The organism is Leptotrichia sp. oral taxon 879 str. F0557, assembly GCF_000469385.1.
GTDB lineage: Bacteria > Fusobacteriota > Fusobacteriia > Fusobacteriales > Leptotrichiaceae > Leptotrichia > Leptotrichia mesophila.
Genome location: NZ_KI271282.1, coordinates 1 through 15,774 on the forward strand (window position 1 = coordinate 1; position 15,774 = coordinate 15,774).

16 protein-coding genes are annotated in these 15,774 nt (G+C 28.4%); 7 read left to right on the forward strand and 9 right to left on the reverse strand.

Annotated elements, in window-relative coordinates:
• Positions 1-193: 193 nt before the first annotated feature.
• The 6 genes from nadR to HMPREF1552_RS00045 form a co-directional block, all read right to left on the reverse strand.
• The gene (nadR, locus tag HMPREF1552_RS00020; RefSeq protein ID WP_021742962.1) at positions 194-1,306 is read right to left on the reverse strand and encodes a multifunctional transcriptional regulator/nicotinamide-nucleotide adenylyltransferase/ribosylnicotinamide kinase NadR; all 1,113 of its coding nucleotides are present in this window, start codon (positions 1,304-1,306) and stop codon (positions 194-196) included.
• A 213-nt stretch (positions 1,307-1,519) separates the two neighbouring features.
• Positions 1,520-1,936, reverse strand: coding sequence for a transcription antitermination factor NusB (gene nusB / locus HMPREF1552_RS00025; RefSeq protein WP_021742963.1), 417 nt, complete (start codon positions 1,934-1,936; stop codon positions 1,520-1,522).
• On the reverse strand, positions 1,936-2,595 hold the full coding sequence (gene amaP / locus HMPREF1552_RS00030) for an alkaline shock response membrane anchor protein AmaP (RefSeq protein WP_021742964.1): 660 nt from the start codon (positions 2,593-2,595) through the stop codon (positions 1,936-1,938). The genes nusB and amaP overlap by 1 nt, the downstream gene beginning before the upstream one ends.
• A 154-nt stretch (positions 2,596-2,749) precedes the next feature.
• Positions 2,750-3,145 carry an Asp23/Gls24 family envelope stress response protein gene (locus HMPREF1552_RS00035; protein ID WP_021742965.1) on the reverse strand — a complete coding sequence of 132 codons (396 nt, stop codon included), beginning with the start codon at positions 3,143-3,145 and terminating at the stop codon, positions 2,750-2,752.
• Between the two features lie 106 nt (positions 3,146-3,251).
• Positions 3,252-4,607, reverse strand: coding sequence for an acetyl-CoA carboxylase biotin carboxylase subunit (gene accC / locus HMPREF1552_RS00040; protein WP_021742966.1), 1,356 nt, complete (start codon positions 4,605-4,607; stop codon positions 3,252-3,254).
• Between the two features lie 45 nt (positions 4,608-4,652).
• Positions 4,653-5,057 carry a biotin/lipoyl-containing protein gene (locus HMPREF1552_RS00045; RefSeq protein ID WP_021742967.1) on the reverse strand — a complete coding sequence of 135 codons (405 nt, stop codon included), beginning with the start codon at positions 5,055-5,057 and terminating at the stop codon, positions 4,653-4,655.
• 347 nt (positions 5,058-5,404) lie between these two features.
• Here HMPREF1552_RS00045 and coaE point away from each other — a divergent pair, with 347 nt between their 5' ends.
• The 4 genes from coaE to yihA all read left to right on the forward strand — a co-directional run bounded on the left by coaE (position 5,405) and on the right by yihA (position 8,023).
• Positions 5,405-6,037, forward strand: coding sequence for a dephospho-CoA kinase (coaE, locus tag HMPREF1552_RS00050; RefSeq protein ID WP_021742968.1), 633 nt, complete (start codon positions 5,405-5,407; stop codon positions 6,035-6,037).
• Positions 6,038-6,269: 232 nt separating this feature from the next.
• Positions 6,270-6,452: a hypothetical protein gene (locus HMPREF1552_RS12980; RefSeq protein WP_081686567.1), complete on the forward strand. Its 183-nt coding sequence runs from the start codon at positions 6,270-6,272 to the stop codon at positions 6,450-6,452.
• A 147-nt stretch (positions 6,453-6,599) separates the two neighbouring features.
• Positions 6,600-7,397, forward strand: a complete 798-nt coding sequence (locus HMPREF1552_RS00055; RefSeq protein ID WP_021742969.1) for an LCP family protein — start codon at positions 6,600-6,602, stop codon at positions 7,395-7,397.
• Between the two features lie 35 nt (positions 7,398-7,432).
• Positions 7,433-8,023: a ribosome biogenesis GTP-binding protein YihA/YsxC gene (yihA, locus tag HMPREF1552_RS00060; protein WP_021742970.1), complete on the forward strand. Its 591-nt coding sequence runs from the start codon at positions 7,433-7,435 to the stop codon at positions 8,021-8,023.
• 339 nt (positions 8,024-8,362) lie between these two features.
• On the opposite strand, the gene HMPREF1552_RS00065 is transcribed toward yihA, so the two are convergent.
• Together HMPREF1552_RS00065 and HMPREF1552_RS00070 are read right to left on the reverse strand one after the other, a co-directional pair.
• Positions 8,363-9,883, reverse strand: coding sequence for a YifB family Mg chelatase-like AAA ATPase (locus HMPREF1552_RS00065; RefSeq protein WP_039900838.1), 1,521 nt, complete (start codon positions 9,881-9,883; stop codon positions 8,363-8,365).
• 151 nt (positions 9,884-10,034) lie between these two features.
• Positions 10,035-10,472 carry a Dps family protein gene (locus HMPREF1552_RS00070; RefSeq protein ID WP_021742972.1) on the reverse strand — a complete coding sequence of 146 codons (438 nt, stop codon included), beginning with the start codon at positions 10,470-10,472 and terminating at the stop codon, positions 10,035-10,037.
• Between the two features lie 285 nt (positions 10,473-10,757).
• On the opposite strand from HMPREF1552_RS00070, the gene HMPREF1552_RS00075 reads away from it, so the two are divergent.
• The 3 genes from HMPREF1552_RS00075 to HMPREF1552_RS00085 all read left to right on the forward strand — a co-directional run bounded on the left by HMPREF1552_RS00075 (position 10,758) and on the right by HMPREF1552_RS00085 (position 13,947).
• Positions 10,758-11,609, forward strand: coding sequence for a patatin family protein (locus HMPREF1552_RS00075; protein ID WP_021742973.1), 852 nt, complete (start codon positions 10,758-10,760; stop codon positions 11,607-11,609).
• Positions 11,610-11,737: 128 nt separating this feature from the next.
• Positions 11,738-13,147, forward strand: coding sequence for a hypothetical protein (locus HMPREF1552_RS00080; protein WP_021742974.1), 1,410 nt, complete (start codon positions 11,738-11,740; stop codon positions 13,145-13,147).
• 116 nt (positions 13,148-13,263) lie between these two features.
• Positions 13,264-13,947, forward strand: a complete 684-nt coding sequence (locus tag HMPREF1552_RS00085) for a DUF6320 domain-containing protein (protein WP_021742975.1) — start codon at positions 13,264-13,266, stop codon at positions 13,945-13,947.
• A gap of 36 nt (positions 13,948-13,983) precedes the next feature.
• Here HMPREF1552_RS00085 and sppA read toward each other — a convergent pair whose 3' ends face one another.
• On the reverse strand, positions 13,984-15,762 hold the full coding sequence (sppA, locus tag HMPREF1552_RS00090; protein WP_039900839.1) for a signal peptide peptidase SppA: 1,779 nt from the start codon (positions 15,760-15,762) through the stop codon (positions 13,984-13,986).
• Between the last annotated feature and the right edge of the window lie 12 nt (positions 15,763-15,774).

Genomic DNA, 15,774 nt, shown 5'->3' on the forward strand with positions numbered 1-15,774 from the left:
ATAAAGTAGTATATAATTTTGTAATTATATAATATAAAGTGGTTTTTCAAAAATGGCTAAGTATGCACGATTTAAGGAGGGCACGATAAAAGTATTTAGCTGTTTTTTTCCAAAAAATTTAAAATAAAAATTTGAGAAATAAAAAAACCTATTTACTAAGTATTAAAATGGATTTTAGTAATAGGTTATTTTTTTATATAAAAGAATCTGCTATTTCCTGAAGCTGTGAATTATCAGCACCATCTAAATATGCCTTTATAATATGTTTACAAGCCAAGTATCTTTTTTCGTAGCTATTTGATTTTACTGTAATATATTGAATATGATATTCTTTATATAATTTCTTTAATAAATTTTGGAATTTTTCACGTCTGTCATTGTCGCCAATTGAACGAAGGCCATCATTTACCCAAGTAACATTATTTTCAAGTAAAATCGTCAGGTCAAATCTGTAATTTTGTACAAATTCGCGAACTATTGGATTGTCCCGTTTTTCATAAGTTAGGCAAAAAGCCAGGGTCGCGATATAATCTGTATCAATTAATGCAAATTTATTAGCATTTCTTGCAGCATATAAAACATTTGACTGATGTCCAAAAACGATTTTTTCGTAGTCAGAATACTGTAATGATTCTTCATCTCCACCCAATTTTTCAAAAACATATTCACGTCCATATTCCCAAGCAGAAGTTGTATTAAAAACATTTGCAAGTTTGTCTATCATTACACTTTTTCCGCTGCTTTCTCCTCCACAGATTGTAATAATAGGTATTAGATGCTCTCTTACTTCACGTGGCAAGTAGTTCCAATATTTACTAGGATTTTCACGTATTTGCTTGGAATTAACATTGTATTCTATATAATTTTTATCTATGGATCTAGTTTCTGAACCAAAATGCTTTAAATTGTACTCTTTGTCTTCATCACGATTGCTAATGAATATCACATCATTTTTCCAGTCTATTTCGTTTTCATTTTCCATTTTTTCTCTTTTTTCAATTTCATTTTTTAAGGTTATAGCCCATTCTTCCCAGTTATCACCTTGCTGAGAAAAGTTATTTTCATCCAATAAAAATGATGAAATATTTGACTGATTTTTAAATGTCTGTTTTACAAAACGTAATCTGTCCTTTGGTGTGATTTCCTTCACAAAACGGGAGTTAGAAGTAAGAAGATCATCTGCATCATCAGAATATGAGATAATAACATATAATCTGTCTACAATTCCGCTGGCCCTTTGAATAAAGTTTACATGCCCAATGTGAAGTGGAAAAAACTTTCCAGTAATTATTCCTATTCTCTTCATTATCCTGTATTTCCTTTTCTAAATATTTTAAAATAAAAATCTATAATATAGTTTTGGTAAATTTTTATTGAGTTTAAAATTAAGAATATTTAACTTTTAGATTTACACAATTTCATAAGTTTAATAAAGCAAATATATTTAAAAAACTTCCATATTTTAAATACAGAAGTCTTTCATAATTTAATATTTGTTTCTTTTAATTTATTCTTCCATTTATTTATACTTTTCTTCTTTAATATTTTTTATTAATTTCGCAAGAATTCCGTTTAAGAAGTCTTTTGTGTCATTATATGAATATTTTTTTGCGATTTCTAAAACTTCATTAATTGCGATTTCATATCCAATATTTTTTATCGTAATTTCATAAAAGGATACTTTTAATAAAACTTTTTCAATTGTTCCTAAACGTTCATACGTCCAACCTTCTAATACATCCTTTATTCTTTCAATTAAAATATTCTCATTTGCAATTATTTCAGTAACATAACTTCGTAAAAAATTAACTTCCTCATCTTTTTTTAAGCTTTCTTCATTAATTACGTCATTTATTCTCTTTTCGATATTATTGTTAATTAGCTCATATTCAAAAAGGAGTTTAAAAATCTCTTCTCTAATTTCTCTTCGTGTCATTAATTTTCCTTTCCAGATGGAGAAGTTTTAATTTCTGTATTAGTTTGATTTTCCAAATTTGAGATTATGTTATTGTTATTTTTTTGTATATTTTCTTTTTGATTAGTTGGAGAGTCAATAATTTTTTTTTCAACAATTGTTTCTCCTAAAACTTTTTTCAATTTTACTTTACTTTTTTTCACAGTAATTCCAGTTGAATGAAAAACATATTCAGATAATTTATTTTGAATTTCTGCAAGTTTTTCGTTTAAGTTATCGACATTATAAGTATCTACAGTAGCTTCAATAACAACAGATTTTCCTTTTGGATATGATTTTACTTTTGAATTTTTAATGATTTCCTGTCCATTTAAGAAGTCTTTTGATGTTTCATTTATTGTTTTTATGGAAACTTCTATTTCTCCATTTTTATTTTTTACTTTTCTATTTTGAGAATATTTTGTAAGTTTATTAATATAAGAAAGTAAAAATACTACTAAATAAATTATTGACAATAGTCCAACTAAAATTTTAAAATTTAAACTACTTAAATCTATAAAACTATCTAATTGTCCTAAATAATCAGTCCTAAACAGAATATCTGATATACTTGAAAATACAATACCAATAAATCCAAGTATTACAGATAATCTTGCTAAAAATCCTAATATTGCAATCATTAATATATACCGACAAAATACACTGCATTTTAACTTTGTGAGTTAGATGAAGTGTATCTGTCAGTTTCTCCTTTCCTAATTGAGTGAGTATGCTCAAATATTATTAATAAAAATTTATATTTAAATTTAATAATACTTGAGTCTATTATGATTTTTATTCTTCAATTTCTGCAGTTTCTGTTACAGGAGCTTGAACAGTCTCTTTTTTGTCTTCTTTTATAATTTTTTGAATATATACGTTTACTTCCTGAACTTTTAATCCTGTCATTTCAGTAATTGCTTTCACTACTTTTGTTTGGATTTCTCCGGCTAATGCAGGTAACTTGAATCCCATTTTTGCAACGATGTATAAATCTAATGTACATTCAGTTTCTCCAACTTCTACTTCAATTCCTTTTCCACCTGAAGATACATTTTGGAAAAATTTAACAATTTCATTTTTAGAAGTTCCACCAACAAGGCTGTGTACTCCTTCAATTTCTGCTACTACTGATTCTGCAATAGTCGCTACTACTTCCTGAGATATATTTACATTTCCTAATTCGTTCATTTCTAATTCCTCCTATTTTTTATTTTTTATCAAATAGTAATCAGATTATTTAATTAATAATATGATTTTTATTGATTTCAAAAATTATTATCTAGTTTTTTATTAATTATTTACCAAGTGCATCCTTAAAATGTGTTTCAATAAAGTTTGTATAGATTGTTCCTTTTTTAAAGTCTTCGTTATCAAGCACTTTTAAGTGAAATGGTATAGTTGTATCAATACCTTCTATAATAAATTCATTTAAGGCACGTTTCATTCTTGCGATAGCTTCTTCCCTATTTTTTCCTTTTACGATAAGTTTTGCTATCATTGAATCGTAGTAAGGCGGGATTTCATAATTCTGATAAGAATGAGAATCGATTCTTACTCCAATTCCACCTGATGGAATATATGTTTCTAGAACTCCTGAAGATGGAAGGAAACCATTTTCAGAGTCCTCTGCATTAATTCTACATTCTATTACATGTCCGTTAATGTTTATATCTTTTTGAGAAAAACTTAATTTTTCTCCTGCGGCTACTCTTATTTGTTCTTTTATCAAATCTACACCAGTGATTTCTTCACTTACTGTATGTTCTACCTGAATTCTTGTGTTCATTTCCATAAAATAGAAATTCATGTTTTTGTCAACAAGAAATTCCAATGTTCCAACACTGTCGTAACCAATTCCTTTTGTTAATTTTGCAGCGAATTTCCCCATTTTTTCACGTGTTTTTGCATCAATTCCTGCTGATGGAGATTCTTCTATTAATTTTTGGTGTCTTCTTTGGATAGAGCAGTCTCTTTCTCCAAGATGGACAACGTTTCCAAATTTATCTCCAATAACTTGTATTTCAACGTGTCTTGGTTCTTCAACATATTTTTCAATATAGACATCTGGATTTCCAAAAGCCGCTTTTGCCTCATTTTGTGCAGCGATAAAATTTTCTACAAGTTCTTTTTCATCATGGGCGATTCTCATTCCTTTTCCGCCGCCTCCTGCAGTTGCTTTTATCATAACAGGATAAGTTATCCATTGTGCAACTTTTTTGGCTTCTTCAACATTTGGAACAATTCCATCTGACCCTTTTGTTATTGGGACTTTGTGCTTGATAGCAGTTTCCCTTGCTGTTGCCTTGTCTCCCATCATACTGATTAGTTCAGGTTTTGGACCAATGAATACGATGTTGTTTTTATCACATATTTCAGCAAATCTTTGATTTTCTGCTAAAAATCCATATCCTGGGTGAATAGCTTCACTTCCTGTAATTTGTGCTGCTGAAATAATATTTGGTATTTTTAAATATGAGTCTGCACTACTGGCAGTTCCGATACAGACAGCTTCGTCAGCAAGTTTTACGTGAAGTGAATCTTTATCGGCTTCTGAATAAACTGCAACTGTGGCAATTCCTAACTCTCTTGCTGCTCTAATTATCCTAACAGCAATTTCTCCTCTATTTGCTATTAATATTTTTTTAAACATTAATATTCCATCCTCCTAAAAGATTTCTGTTTCATAAAAATAATTTTAATTAATTTCAATTTTAAATAGTTCTTTTGCAAAGTCAACTGGTGAGCCGTCTGCCACTAGCACTTCCTTTAGAATACCATTTACATTAGATTTTACATCATTATCAATTCCTATTGTATTTATTTTTGCAAGGACTTGTCCTTTTTTTACTAAAGTTCCAGGTTTTGAACTTATTAACTTTATTTTTCCTACATTACTTGATTTAACAATTTCTTCTACTGGTAATGTAGCTACAAGAGTTTCTTTTTCAACCTTTTCTGTTACAGGTGCTACATTATTTGCGATATTTTTAGTTTCAGAATTTGTTAATGTAAGTTTTACTTTTCCATATCTTACTTTTAGTTCTGCTATATCTTCTTTCTTTAGAACTTTCATCAATTCCTGAATATCTTTAAGTTCCATATTCCCTCCTTGTATCTTATTTTATAAATCAAACTTTTAATCGCCAAATTTATCACAAAATTATACATATAATTTTATCATATTATAAGTATTTTTTCAATTTTTTCTTTTCTTAGTTCTGTTTTTATTATACCATATTTTTTTTGAAATTTTATTATATAAAAAAATTATTTTCTGTATTGATGAATTAATATAATCTTGACTTGTATCGTTTTATTTAGGGATTATATTGAATTTGAAAAATAAAAATTGTTGCAAATAAATGAAAAAAGGTATAAAATATATCCACACTTTTGTAAAATTGAATAAATTTTGAATTTAAACTGGATTTTTGTGGGAAGGAAAAAATGAAAAAAGTAGTTATTGGGCTTACAGGTGGAATTGGAACAGGAAAAAGTACAGTTAGTCAAATTTTAAAAGGAAAAAATTTTCCAGTTATTGATTTAGACATAATTTCTCATGAAGTTATTAAATTTCCTAAGGTTGTGGAAAAAATTGTAGAAAATTTTGGTAAAGAAGTTTTAGAATATAATAATACTGGAAATTGGATTGTTTCACGTGAAAAATTAGGAAGAGTTATTTTTGGAAATAGAGAAAAAAGACTTATTTTAAATTCTGTTATGCATCCAGAGATTTTACGTATTATGCGAGAAAAGATTCTGGAGTGTAAAAAAGAAAATAAAATTATTTTTGTGGAAATTCAGCTTCTTTTTGAAGTTCAATGGGAAAAGGAATTTGATTACATTTTGCTAGTAAGTGCAGAAAAAGAAACGCAGATTAAACGTATTTTAGCTAGGGATAACCGTAGTAAAGAAGAGGCTTTGAGTATTATAAATTCACAAATGTCTTTGGATGAAAAAAAGAAAAGAAGTGACTATGTTATTGAAAATGACGGAAATATTCAGGATTTGGAAAAAAAAGTTGATGAGTTTTTGAAAAAAATAGAATTTGAAAATATACTCAAACCTATTTTAAATTAAACTGCTAAATTATATAAATTTAAGGTTTGAGTAAAATAGTCATAGCTTTTCAGTTTGGTTTTAAATAAGTTTTACTATAAAATCTAACTTTGAAATAATTTGTAAGAGTAAGCTTTATTATAAAGTTCTCTAATAAAGGATGTAAACCCAATATTTTCAAATGATTTAATATATAATTTTTATTTTTTAAATAGAATTTAGTATAAATTAATCCGTCGGAGCTTTTTTTTCTGTGCTGGTAAAACTGTTTGAGCATAGCGAGTTTTTTGTCAGTGCAGAAAAATGTCGTAGACTAGCCATAGGTTATTGCGAGCAATCTTGCCAAATATTTTTAATTATTAGGATGAATCTTTATTGCAAGGTAAGGATTTGCGGCAATGAGCAATCCTACGAAAATAAAATAGAAAAAAATTGAATGATTATGAATTAACTGTTGAAAAACCTTATTATAAAAATTTGTTCTAATTTTTAAACGAGGTTTAGTATTAAATAAATTTATTTTAAATATATTATTCAAAAATTTGTAAAAGTATAAATAATGTAAAAATTAAGAGGTGAAAAAATGAAAAAAGTATTTATAATATTGGGGATATTTTTAGTAGTGCTTATAGGGTGGCTTTCTGTACCATTTAATATTCTTGTTATAGGAGTAGATGCGTATGCTAATCAGCCGACAGAAGGTTCTCGTAGCGATGGGCTAGTTGTTATAAGAGTTGTGCCTTATCTGGCACAGGTAAAAATGATTTCGATTCCACGTGATACGTATGCAGAGATTCCTTGTGAAAATTATAAGCAGGATAAAATTACACATTCACATCATTTTGGTGGCGTGCAATGTACAATTGACGCTGTGGAAAACTTTCTTGATACAAAAATTAATTATCATGTAAGATTTAGATTTGAAGATGTTATGAACTTAACTAATTTGATTGATGGAGTCGATGTTGTTTCAAATCACACTTTTAATCAGGACTATTTTGATCAGGAAGTATTTCATTTTAATCAAGGTCAAGTTTATAATTTAAGAGGGAGAATGGCACTTGCCTATACAAGACATAGAAAAAGTGATACAGCCTTTAAGCGTGATGAACGTCAAAGACAGGTTATTCAGGGAATTGTGAAAAAATTAGTCGCACCATCTGGATGGAAATATATTCCAGAAGTTTATGGATATGCAAAAGAAAAGATGGATGTTGCAGTAAATCCAATTAAAGGATTATCAGTATTACCAGCATTTTTACTAAACAAAAAAATTGAGCAGTATGAGATTACTGGAGATGGAAGAATGATTAACGGAATCTGGTACTTTATTCCTGAAGAAACTTCAGTGGAAAATGCAAAAGATGAGTTTAAAAATTAGAGAAATAGAAAATTATAGAAAAAAAGAGGTGAAGCATGGAAATAAGCAAGTCAGAATTTGTGAAATCAGCAGTTGTGGAAAAAGATTATCCAGAATTTAATAACACTGTGGAATTTTCTTTTATCGGAAGATCAAATGTGGGAAAATCTTCACTGATAAATTCACTTACAAAAAGAAAAAATTTGGCAAGAACTAGTAAAACGCCAGGAAGAACACAATTAATCAATTATTTTTTGATAAATAATAAGATTCATTTTGTAGATTTGCCAGGATATGGGTTTGCTAAAGTGCCTGAGACTGTGAAAAGGAATTGGGGAAAAACAATAGAAAGCTATCTTGTGTCAAATCGTGAAAAAGTAGTTTTTTTATTGCTGGATTTGCGTAGAGTTCCGTCAAATGAGGATATGGAAATGTTAAAATGGTTAGAACATTTTGAAATTGAATATTATATAATATTTACAAAAGCTGATAAATTGTCAAACAATGAAAAATTTAAACAGCTAAAGGAAATCAGGAAAAAACTTGTATTTAAAAATGAAGATGTATTTTTTTATTCTTCATTAAAAAATACTGGAAGAAAAGAATTGCTTGATTTCATAGAAGAACGGATTAATGAGGGAAAATAAGAAATTAAAGAGATATAAAAATGTGTAATTACTCAGTTTTATTTGAATAGTTACACATTTTTTATTTTCCTAAATTATAAAAAAATCAAATCTAATTTTTAAGTATCCATCTTAAAAACTTTTGTAATTTTATACAAAATAAATTTAATTTCATAAATTTTCTGATTTTATACTCGAACCCATTTAAAATTGAACTACTAGAAATTATATAATTTAGGGTTTGAGTAAAATAGTCATAATTTTTGAATTCTATTTTAAACTAGTTTTACTATGCTATTTTACAAGTATTAAGACTGCTTGTTATTAAAAAATTCTTTTTTTAACTAAGTTTAGTGCTATTTATTTTCGTCGATAATTTAGTGCCTCCAATAAATGTTCCTTTTTTATGTTTTCTTCACCATCTAAATCTGCTATTGTTCTGGATACCTTCAAGATTTTATCAAACATTCTGACTGACAATTTTAAATTATCAATGGCAGATTTCATAATTTCTTCGCTTTTTTCATCTATTTTGCAATATTTATTTAACTGTTTCTTATTCATATCTCTATTTAGAGTATTTGAATTAAAACGTTGTTTTTGTACTTCACGAGCTTTTATAACTCTTTTTTGAATTTCTTTGGATTTTTCTGATAAAGATTCATCAAAAATTTCATCTTTTTTTAACTGATACATTTCTACATATAAATCCATTCTATCGAGAAGTGGACCTGAAAATTTTTTCTGATAACGTTTAATTTCTTTTAGACTGTCATTGCATAGTGGATTATCAGGGAAATATCCGCTGGGAGTAGGATTTGAAGCAGTTATTGTAATATTTTTTACTGGATAGGTTACACTTAGGTTTGCTCTTGAAATAACGATTTTTCCATCTTCCAGAGGCTGTCTTAACGTTTCCAATGTTTTTCCTTCAAACTCTCCAATTTCATCTAAAAATAATATTCCATTTAGTGCCAGCGTGATTTCTCCGACTCTGTTTGCACCGCCTACTAGAGCTACTTGTGTAGCTGAATAGTGTGGAGCTCTAAATGGACGGTTATGTATTATTGGTTCACTTTGGCTTAACATCCCTGAAATACTGTAAATTTTTGTTGTTTCGATTATTTCTTCTTCGGTCATGTCAGGTAAAATTGTATTAAATCTTTTTGCAAGCATTGATTTACCTGAACCAGGATCGCCTATTAGAAATACATTGTGTCCACCAGCGGCTGCAATTTCTAAAGCCCTTTTTGCAAGTAACTGCCCTTTTACATCTGAAAAATCAACAGTCTCATCTAAGTTTTTATCTTTTTCTGATTTTGAAGCATTCATTTCGACAGCTTTTTTACACAATGTTTTTATATCAATTTTTCCATTTAGAAAATCTAGTAATTCTGTAATTTCATCAACAGGAATAATTTCTACACCTGAAATTAATTTTGCTTCATTATAATTTTCCATTGGGACAACAACGCCTGTAAAATCTGTTTCTTTTGCTAAAATTGTGGCGTTTATTGCTCCATTTATTGATTTTATCTTTCCATTTAAGGAAATTTCTCCTAAAATTAGATATTTTTTTAATATGTCTATATTTGAAATATGCCCTGTATTCACAAGTATGCCTAAAAATATGCTTAAATCAAAATGGCTGCCTTTTTTTCTGATATTTGCAGGTGACAAATTCACCAGGACACGTCTGACAGGAAATTCAAACCCCACATTTTTAAAACAGCTCCTAATCCGCTCCTTGCTTTCAGAAATCGCCTGATCCCCCATTCCAACTATATTAAATACAGGCAGCCCTCTGGATAAATCAACCTCTACTTCTACAACATAAGTATCCACACCCATATAGCTGCAACTAAATAAACTTATTGCCATAACCCCACCTTTTTAATTTTTTATTAATAATTAATTATAACATTTTTTATATATTTTGTAAATAAAAAAGAGAAAATCTTTTTACAGATTTTCTCAAGATATATGTAATAGATAATTTTAATGACTTTGTAAAGAATTTTAATTATGATTATTATTTTAAGTATGCATTTAACATCCATAAATCTTTTTCATATGTACTGATATACTCATCAACTAATGCAGATGTTCCATAGTCATTTTCCTCATCAGCCGCTTCTTTTACTTCTTTCACTAATTTTAACATTGTTTCAAATTCTTTTTTTACATCAGCTACTGCTTCTGGAATAGAGATTTCTTTATTTTCAGCTTCTTTAATAGTTGTAACTGCTAAATAGTCTTTTAATGTTCCTAGAGGACGACCTCCTATTGATAAAATTCTTTCTGCAACGTCATCAATTTGTTCATTTATTGCATCATAATATTCTTCCAATTTTTCATGAACAGAAAAGAATCCATCACCAACAATGTTCCAGTGGTAATTTTGAATCTTTCTGTAAAGTACGTTCAAGTTAGCTAAGTAAAGATTTAATTTTTCAACTGTTTTTGACATTTTTATCACTCCTTAATTTATAATATTTATATATTTGTAATAATTACAAATTTATTATACTAAAAAATAATTAAGTTGTCAACACATTTTTTTCAATTTTAGTATAATACTTGCAAACCTACGTTTTAATTATACCTTGACAATTAATAGAAATCAATTTTTTCTGATAATTTATTTCAAAAATTTGAACAGTAAAAAATTAAATTATTAAAAAAGTAGAAAAATACAATCAAAGGGTGTATAATAGGAGAAAACAAAAAATTAATATTGAAAGGGATGAAATTAATGAAAGAAAAAACAGGGTTAGTATTAGAAGGTGGAGGACTTCGGGGGATATTTACAGCAGGAGTGCTAGATTTCTTTTTGGAAAAAAATATTGAATTTAATAGTTGTATAGGAGTATCTGCAGGGGCTTGTCATGCCTGCAGTTATTTAGCAAAACAGCATAAAAGAGCATTTAATGTATCGGTAGATTATTTGGATGATAAAAGATATTGCAGTTTATACAGCTTAATTACTACTGGAGATTTGTTTGGAGTAGACTTTGTTTATGACGAGATTCCGAATAAATTGAATCCAATTGACAATGAGGCGTTTATGAAAAATAAGACAAAATTTCAGGCAGTGATTACAAATTGTGAGACTGGAGAAGCGGAATATCCAGAAGTTAAAGACTTCAACAAGGACACTGTTTATGTAAGGGCTTCAAGCTCTTTGCCGTTACTTGCCAGAATGGTTAATATTAATGGAAATGTTTATCTGGATGGTGGAGTTTCTGATTCAATACCAATTAAAAAGTCTATAGAAAATGGAAATACAAAAAATGTAGTTGTCTTGACACGTGATAAAAATTATAGAAAAAAACAAAGTGCATTGGGTAAAATTACTGGGATAAGATATAAAAAGTTTCCTAAATTTGTAGAACTTATGAATACAAGATATAGCCGATATAATGAAGTGCTTGACTATATTGATGAGCTAGAGGCAAAAGGAGAGATTTTTGTGATTCGTCCAGAAGTGGAACTGACACTTGGGAGAATTGAGAAAAATAAGAAGAAACTTTTGGAAGTGTATAGTATTGGCTATGAAACAGCGAAAAAAAATTATGAAAAATTGAAAAAATATTTGGAAGAGTAATAATTTTTTAATTACTTGGTATTGAGCATTTATAAATAAGAGTTGAATTTGTAAAAGGAAAGTTTTGAGCAAGCTTGTTTAAATAATGCTTTGGAAGTAAAAAATAAATAAAACAGAAGAGGATAAAAGTGAAAAATGAAAAAATATGGTATGAGCTGGATGCTTTTGCAAAAACCTATTCTTCGATAATTAGTGAGGGAAGAACAACCTGTTTTCGCCTTTCAGCATTATTTTCTGAAAATATTGACTTGGAAATATTGAAAAATGTTGTAATTTCGCTTGAGAAGAAATATCCATTCTATAATTCGGAACTGAAAAAGGGAATTTTTTGGAATTATTTGCAGCAGAAAAAGACTCATTTTATGATTGAAGAGGAGAAAACTTATCCTTGTACGAATATACAGAAGGATAATCCGCTTAGAATCATTTATTTTAATAATAAATTGTCGATAGAAATAGCACATTTTTTGACCGATGGAAAAGGTGCGGCATTATTTTTTAAGGATTTGATTGAAGAATATTTGGAGAAAAGGTATTTTTTGGAAAATTTTGAAAAAGATAAAAAGAATAATTTAATTTACAAGACTGAAAAAAAGAAGAAAATAGAAATTGAAAAAATAAATAAAATAATTAATTTTGGGAAAAAGATAAATAAAAATGAAAAAGATTTTAAAAATAAAAAATCTGAAAAAAATTTTTTTGAAAAAACAAGAGAACTGCTGGGAAATGACAGTGGATTGAAAAATTCTCAAAAAAATGAGTATGTCGATCTTTATGAAAAGTATATGAGGAAAGTGAGCAAGGAAACTACGATAAAGTCAGCATTTCACTTGCCAATGAAAATACTGGAAAAGGGGCAGTACCATATTACAACTGGAGAAATTGATGTGGAAAGCTTGAAGGAAGAAAGTAAAAAATATGGGACTACTATTGGGAAATATCTTCTTTCAGTATATTTCAAAATTTTGCTGGATAGGTATTTTCAAGCCAAAAATCCAATTGTGATAGGAGTGCCAGTTGATCTGCGAAAAATTTTTGAAGAAACTACATACAGAAATTTTTTTATAAACATAACTCCTAGCATGGATGCAAGTCTTGGTGCATATTCCCTCTCTGAAATCATAACTTATCTGGATAACTATTTTGCCTTAAAAATTACAAAAAAAGAATTTTACAAAAGTATATACAAGGCAATGAATCCAATGCAAAATATAATAATAAAGTCTGTTCCATATTTGATAAAACGCATGTTTTTCCCATTTATATTTGATTATTACGGAGAACGGGGCTATACAACAGGATTTTCAAATTTAGGAATTTTTAAAGTTAATAAAAAGTATGAAAAATATCTAAAGGGATTCCGATTTTTACCGCCACCAAGCAAAAGGTGCAAAATCAAGATGGGAGTTGTAAGTGATTGTAAAAAGGTTTATGTAAATTTTGGAAATTTGACTGCAAATTATGATATTGAGAGAGATTTTTTTGTTTATTTAAGAAAGAGAGGAATAAAATCCAAAATTATTACTAATTATTTTTAAATATTTAATTGAATTTTTTCAAAATTAATATGGATGAAAATTATATTTTGAAAAAAATAGCACAACTTTTGAGTTCAGTTTTAAAGTAGAATTATTATAGAAAAAAGAGGATAAGTATGTATTGTATAAAATGTGGAGTGGAACTGGAAGACGGAGCGCAAAGATGTCCGCTGTGTGAAACGCCTGTTCCTGAGATAAAGGGGCTGGAAGAAAGGGAATTTGTAAAGGAATATCCGATGATTAATATAAATTTGTACGAAATGAAAATGAAGAAAGTTAAAAAGGCTGTTTTTTTATCATTTTTTACAATATCCATAATTTCGATTCTGGAAGTTCTTTTTCAAAATTTGATAATGTATGGAAAATTGGAATGGGGTTATTATGCAATTCCGTCTATTTTAATATTTGATTTAGGATTGTTTGTTTTTTTGGATTCATATAGAATGAGAACAAATCTATTTTTATTGTTAAGTGGATTTACGAGTTATTTTTTATTACTTGATTTTGGAGATAAAAAGTTGACTTGGAGTATAAAGCGTGGAATTCCTATTGTTATTGCTCTTTATCTTATTAGTCTTGTTTTTTCATATGTCTGGGATAAGCATAAGAGTGACAGATTAAAGATACTAAATTTTTTCATTTTTTTTGTTGGGATATTTCTTTTGATTTTGGAACTGATTATAAGTAAAAAGATGACTTGGAGCATATTTTCATCTATTCCATTATTTATTTTGAGTATAATGTTAAGATATGCGTATAAGTCTTATAAAGAAGAGTTTAAACGTAGATTGCATAGGTAATAAAAGAGGCTAGATATTTTTCTAGCCTTAATTTTTTTAGTATAAATCTAATTTATATGTCAAATAATATAACGGTTTATTTTGATTCTGCACCGCAAAGTCGTATTCATTAAATGCTTTTTTTGCTTGAGGAATATTTTTTTGAAGTTGTGCAGATAGACTGAATTTTTCTGTAATCATATTTGTAAAGGATTTTAATTTTTGTGAAAAATCTTCTTCCAGATAGATACTTTCCACAGCGTAATTTTTTCGTAATCCTAAATCTTTTGCCATTATTTTTATAACTTCATCAAGACTTGCAATTCCATCAACTAAATTTATATTTTTAGCTTCATCTCCAAGCCATATTTTACCTTGTGCATAATTTTCAAGAGTATTCTCATCAATTTTACGGTTTTTAGAAACACGCGATTTGAATTCTTTGTATGTTTCTTCCATTGATTGAGTAATTTTAGCACGCGATTCTTCAGATAGTGGGGCAAAGCTGTCAGAAATATCAGAATATTTACCTTTTGATACTGAATTTGAATGAACTCCGTATTTATCCTGTGCATTGTAAAGTTTTGGAATCATTGAAACTACTCCGATTGAGCCTGTAATTGTGGCATTGTTTGCAAAAACTTTATTTCCAGCCATTGAGATGTAGTAACCTCCAGAAGCAGTAGTGTCAGACATTGAAACATAAATTGGAATATTTAGTTTTGTAAGTTCCTGATAAATTATTTCAGAAGCAAGCGCTGAACCTCCGCCTGAATTTACCCGAAGGACAATTCCCTTTAAATTTTTAGTCTGCATTGCTTTTTCAACTTTTTGCAAAATGTTGTCAGGTGTAATAACACCTTCGGTAACTCCGTTTGGATCGTATAGGATTGAACCTTCGGCATAAATTACAGCAATAGTTCCATTTCTAGGATTTCCAATGTTCTGATCTTTTACTTGTTTTTCATAATAATCAGTAATATCTGCAACGTTATCTTCACGAATATTTAGACGTTTTGTAAAATCAGAAAAATGTTCTAGTTTATCAACTAGGTTTTTATCACGAGCTGCAAATGGTGTCAAGCTTGTATCAGTTCCATTTACAATATCGTTGTTTAGTGCATTTTTATCAATCTTACGATTTTTGGAAATATCAGTGATGAACTTATCATATCTGTTTTCTAGTATTCTTGTAAGTTCTGAACGTAATTCGGGAGTCATTTCATTTCCAGTATAATTTTCACCATAAGACTTGTAATTACCAATACGGACAACTTCCATATTTACTCCTAATTTATCAAACAACCCTTTATAATAAATATCTGAATAATGATAACCAGTCAAATCCAAACTAGCAGAAGTGGAAGGAACCATTATAACTTCATTTGCAATGGCAGCTAGCTTGTAGTTAGCGTTTGTAATATAAGCTCCAAAAGCATATATTTTTTTGTTGTTTGCTTTTAATTCTTCAAATTTCTTTGAAAGTTCCTCAATTTTTGAAGATGGTAAGTCTATTGTATCAAGTGCAATAATGACACCTTTAACTTGATTATTATTCTTTATGTCGTCTAAGCTCTGGAGAATATCCATGTATGATAAATTTTCTTCAGAAAGGAAGTTTCCCTTGACTTTATCTTCATTGACATTTGCAACGTTAAAAAGTATATATTCATAGCTTTTTTTTCTTTCATTCTTATTTTTAGAATTGAAAATCGCAATAGTGGAAATTCCAATAATAAAAATCAGAAGTATAAACAGAGCTGTTTTCAGAAAAAATGAATATGTTTCTTTTAATGTAAATATTAAAGCCTTTTTTAAAAAGTTCCAAAATTTCATTTTTTTATTTTC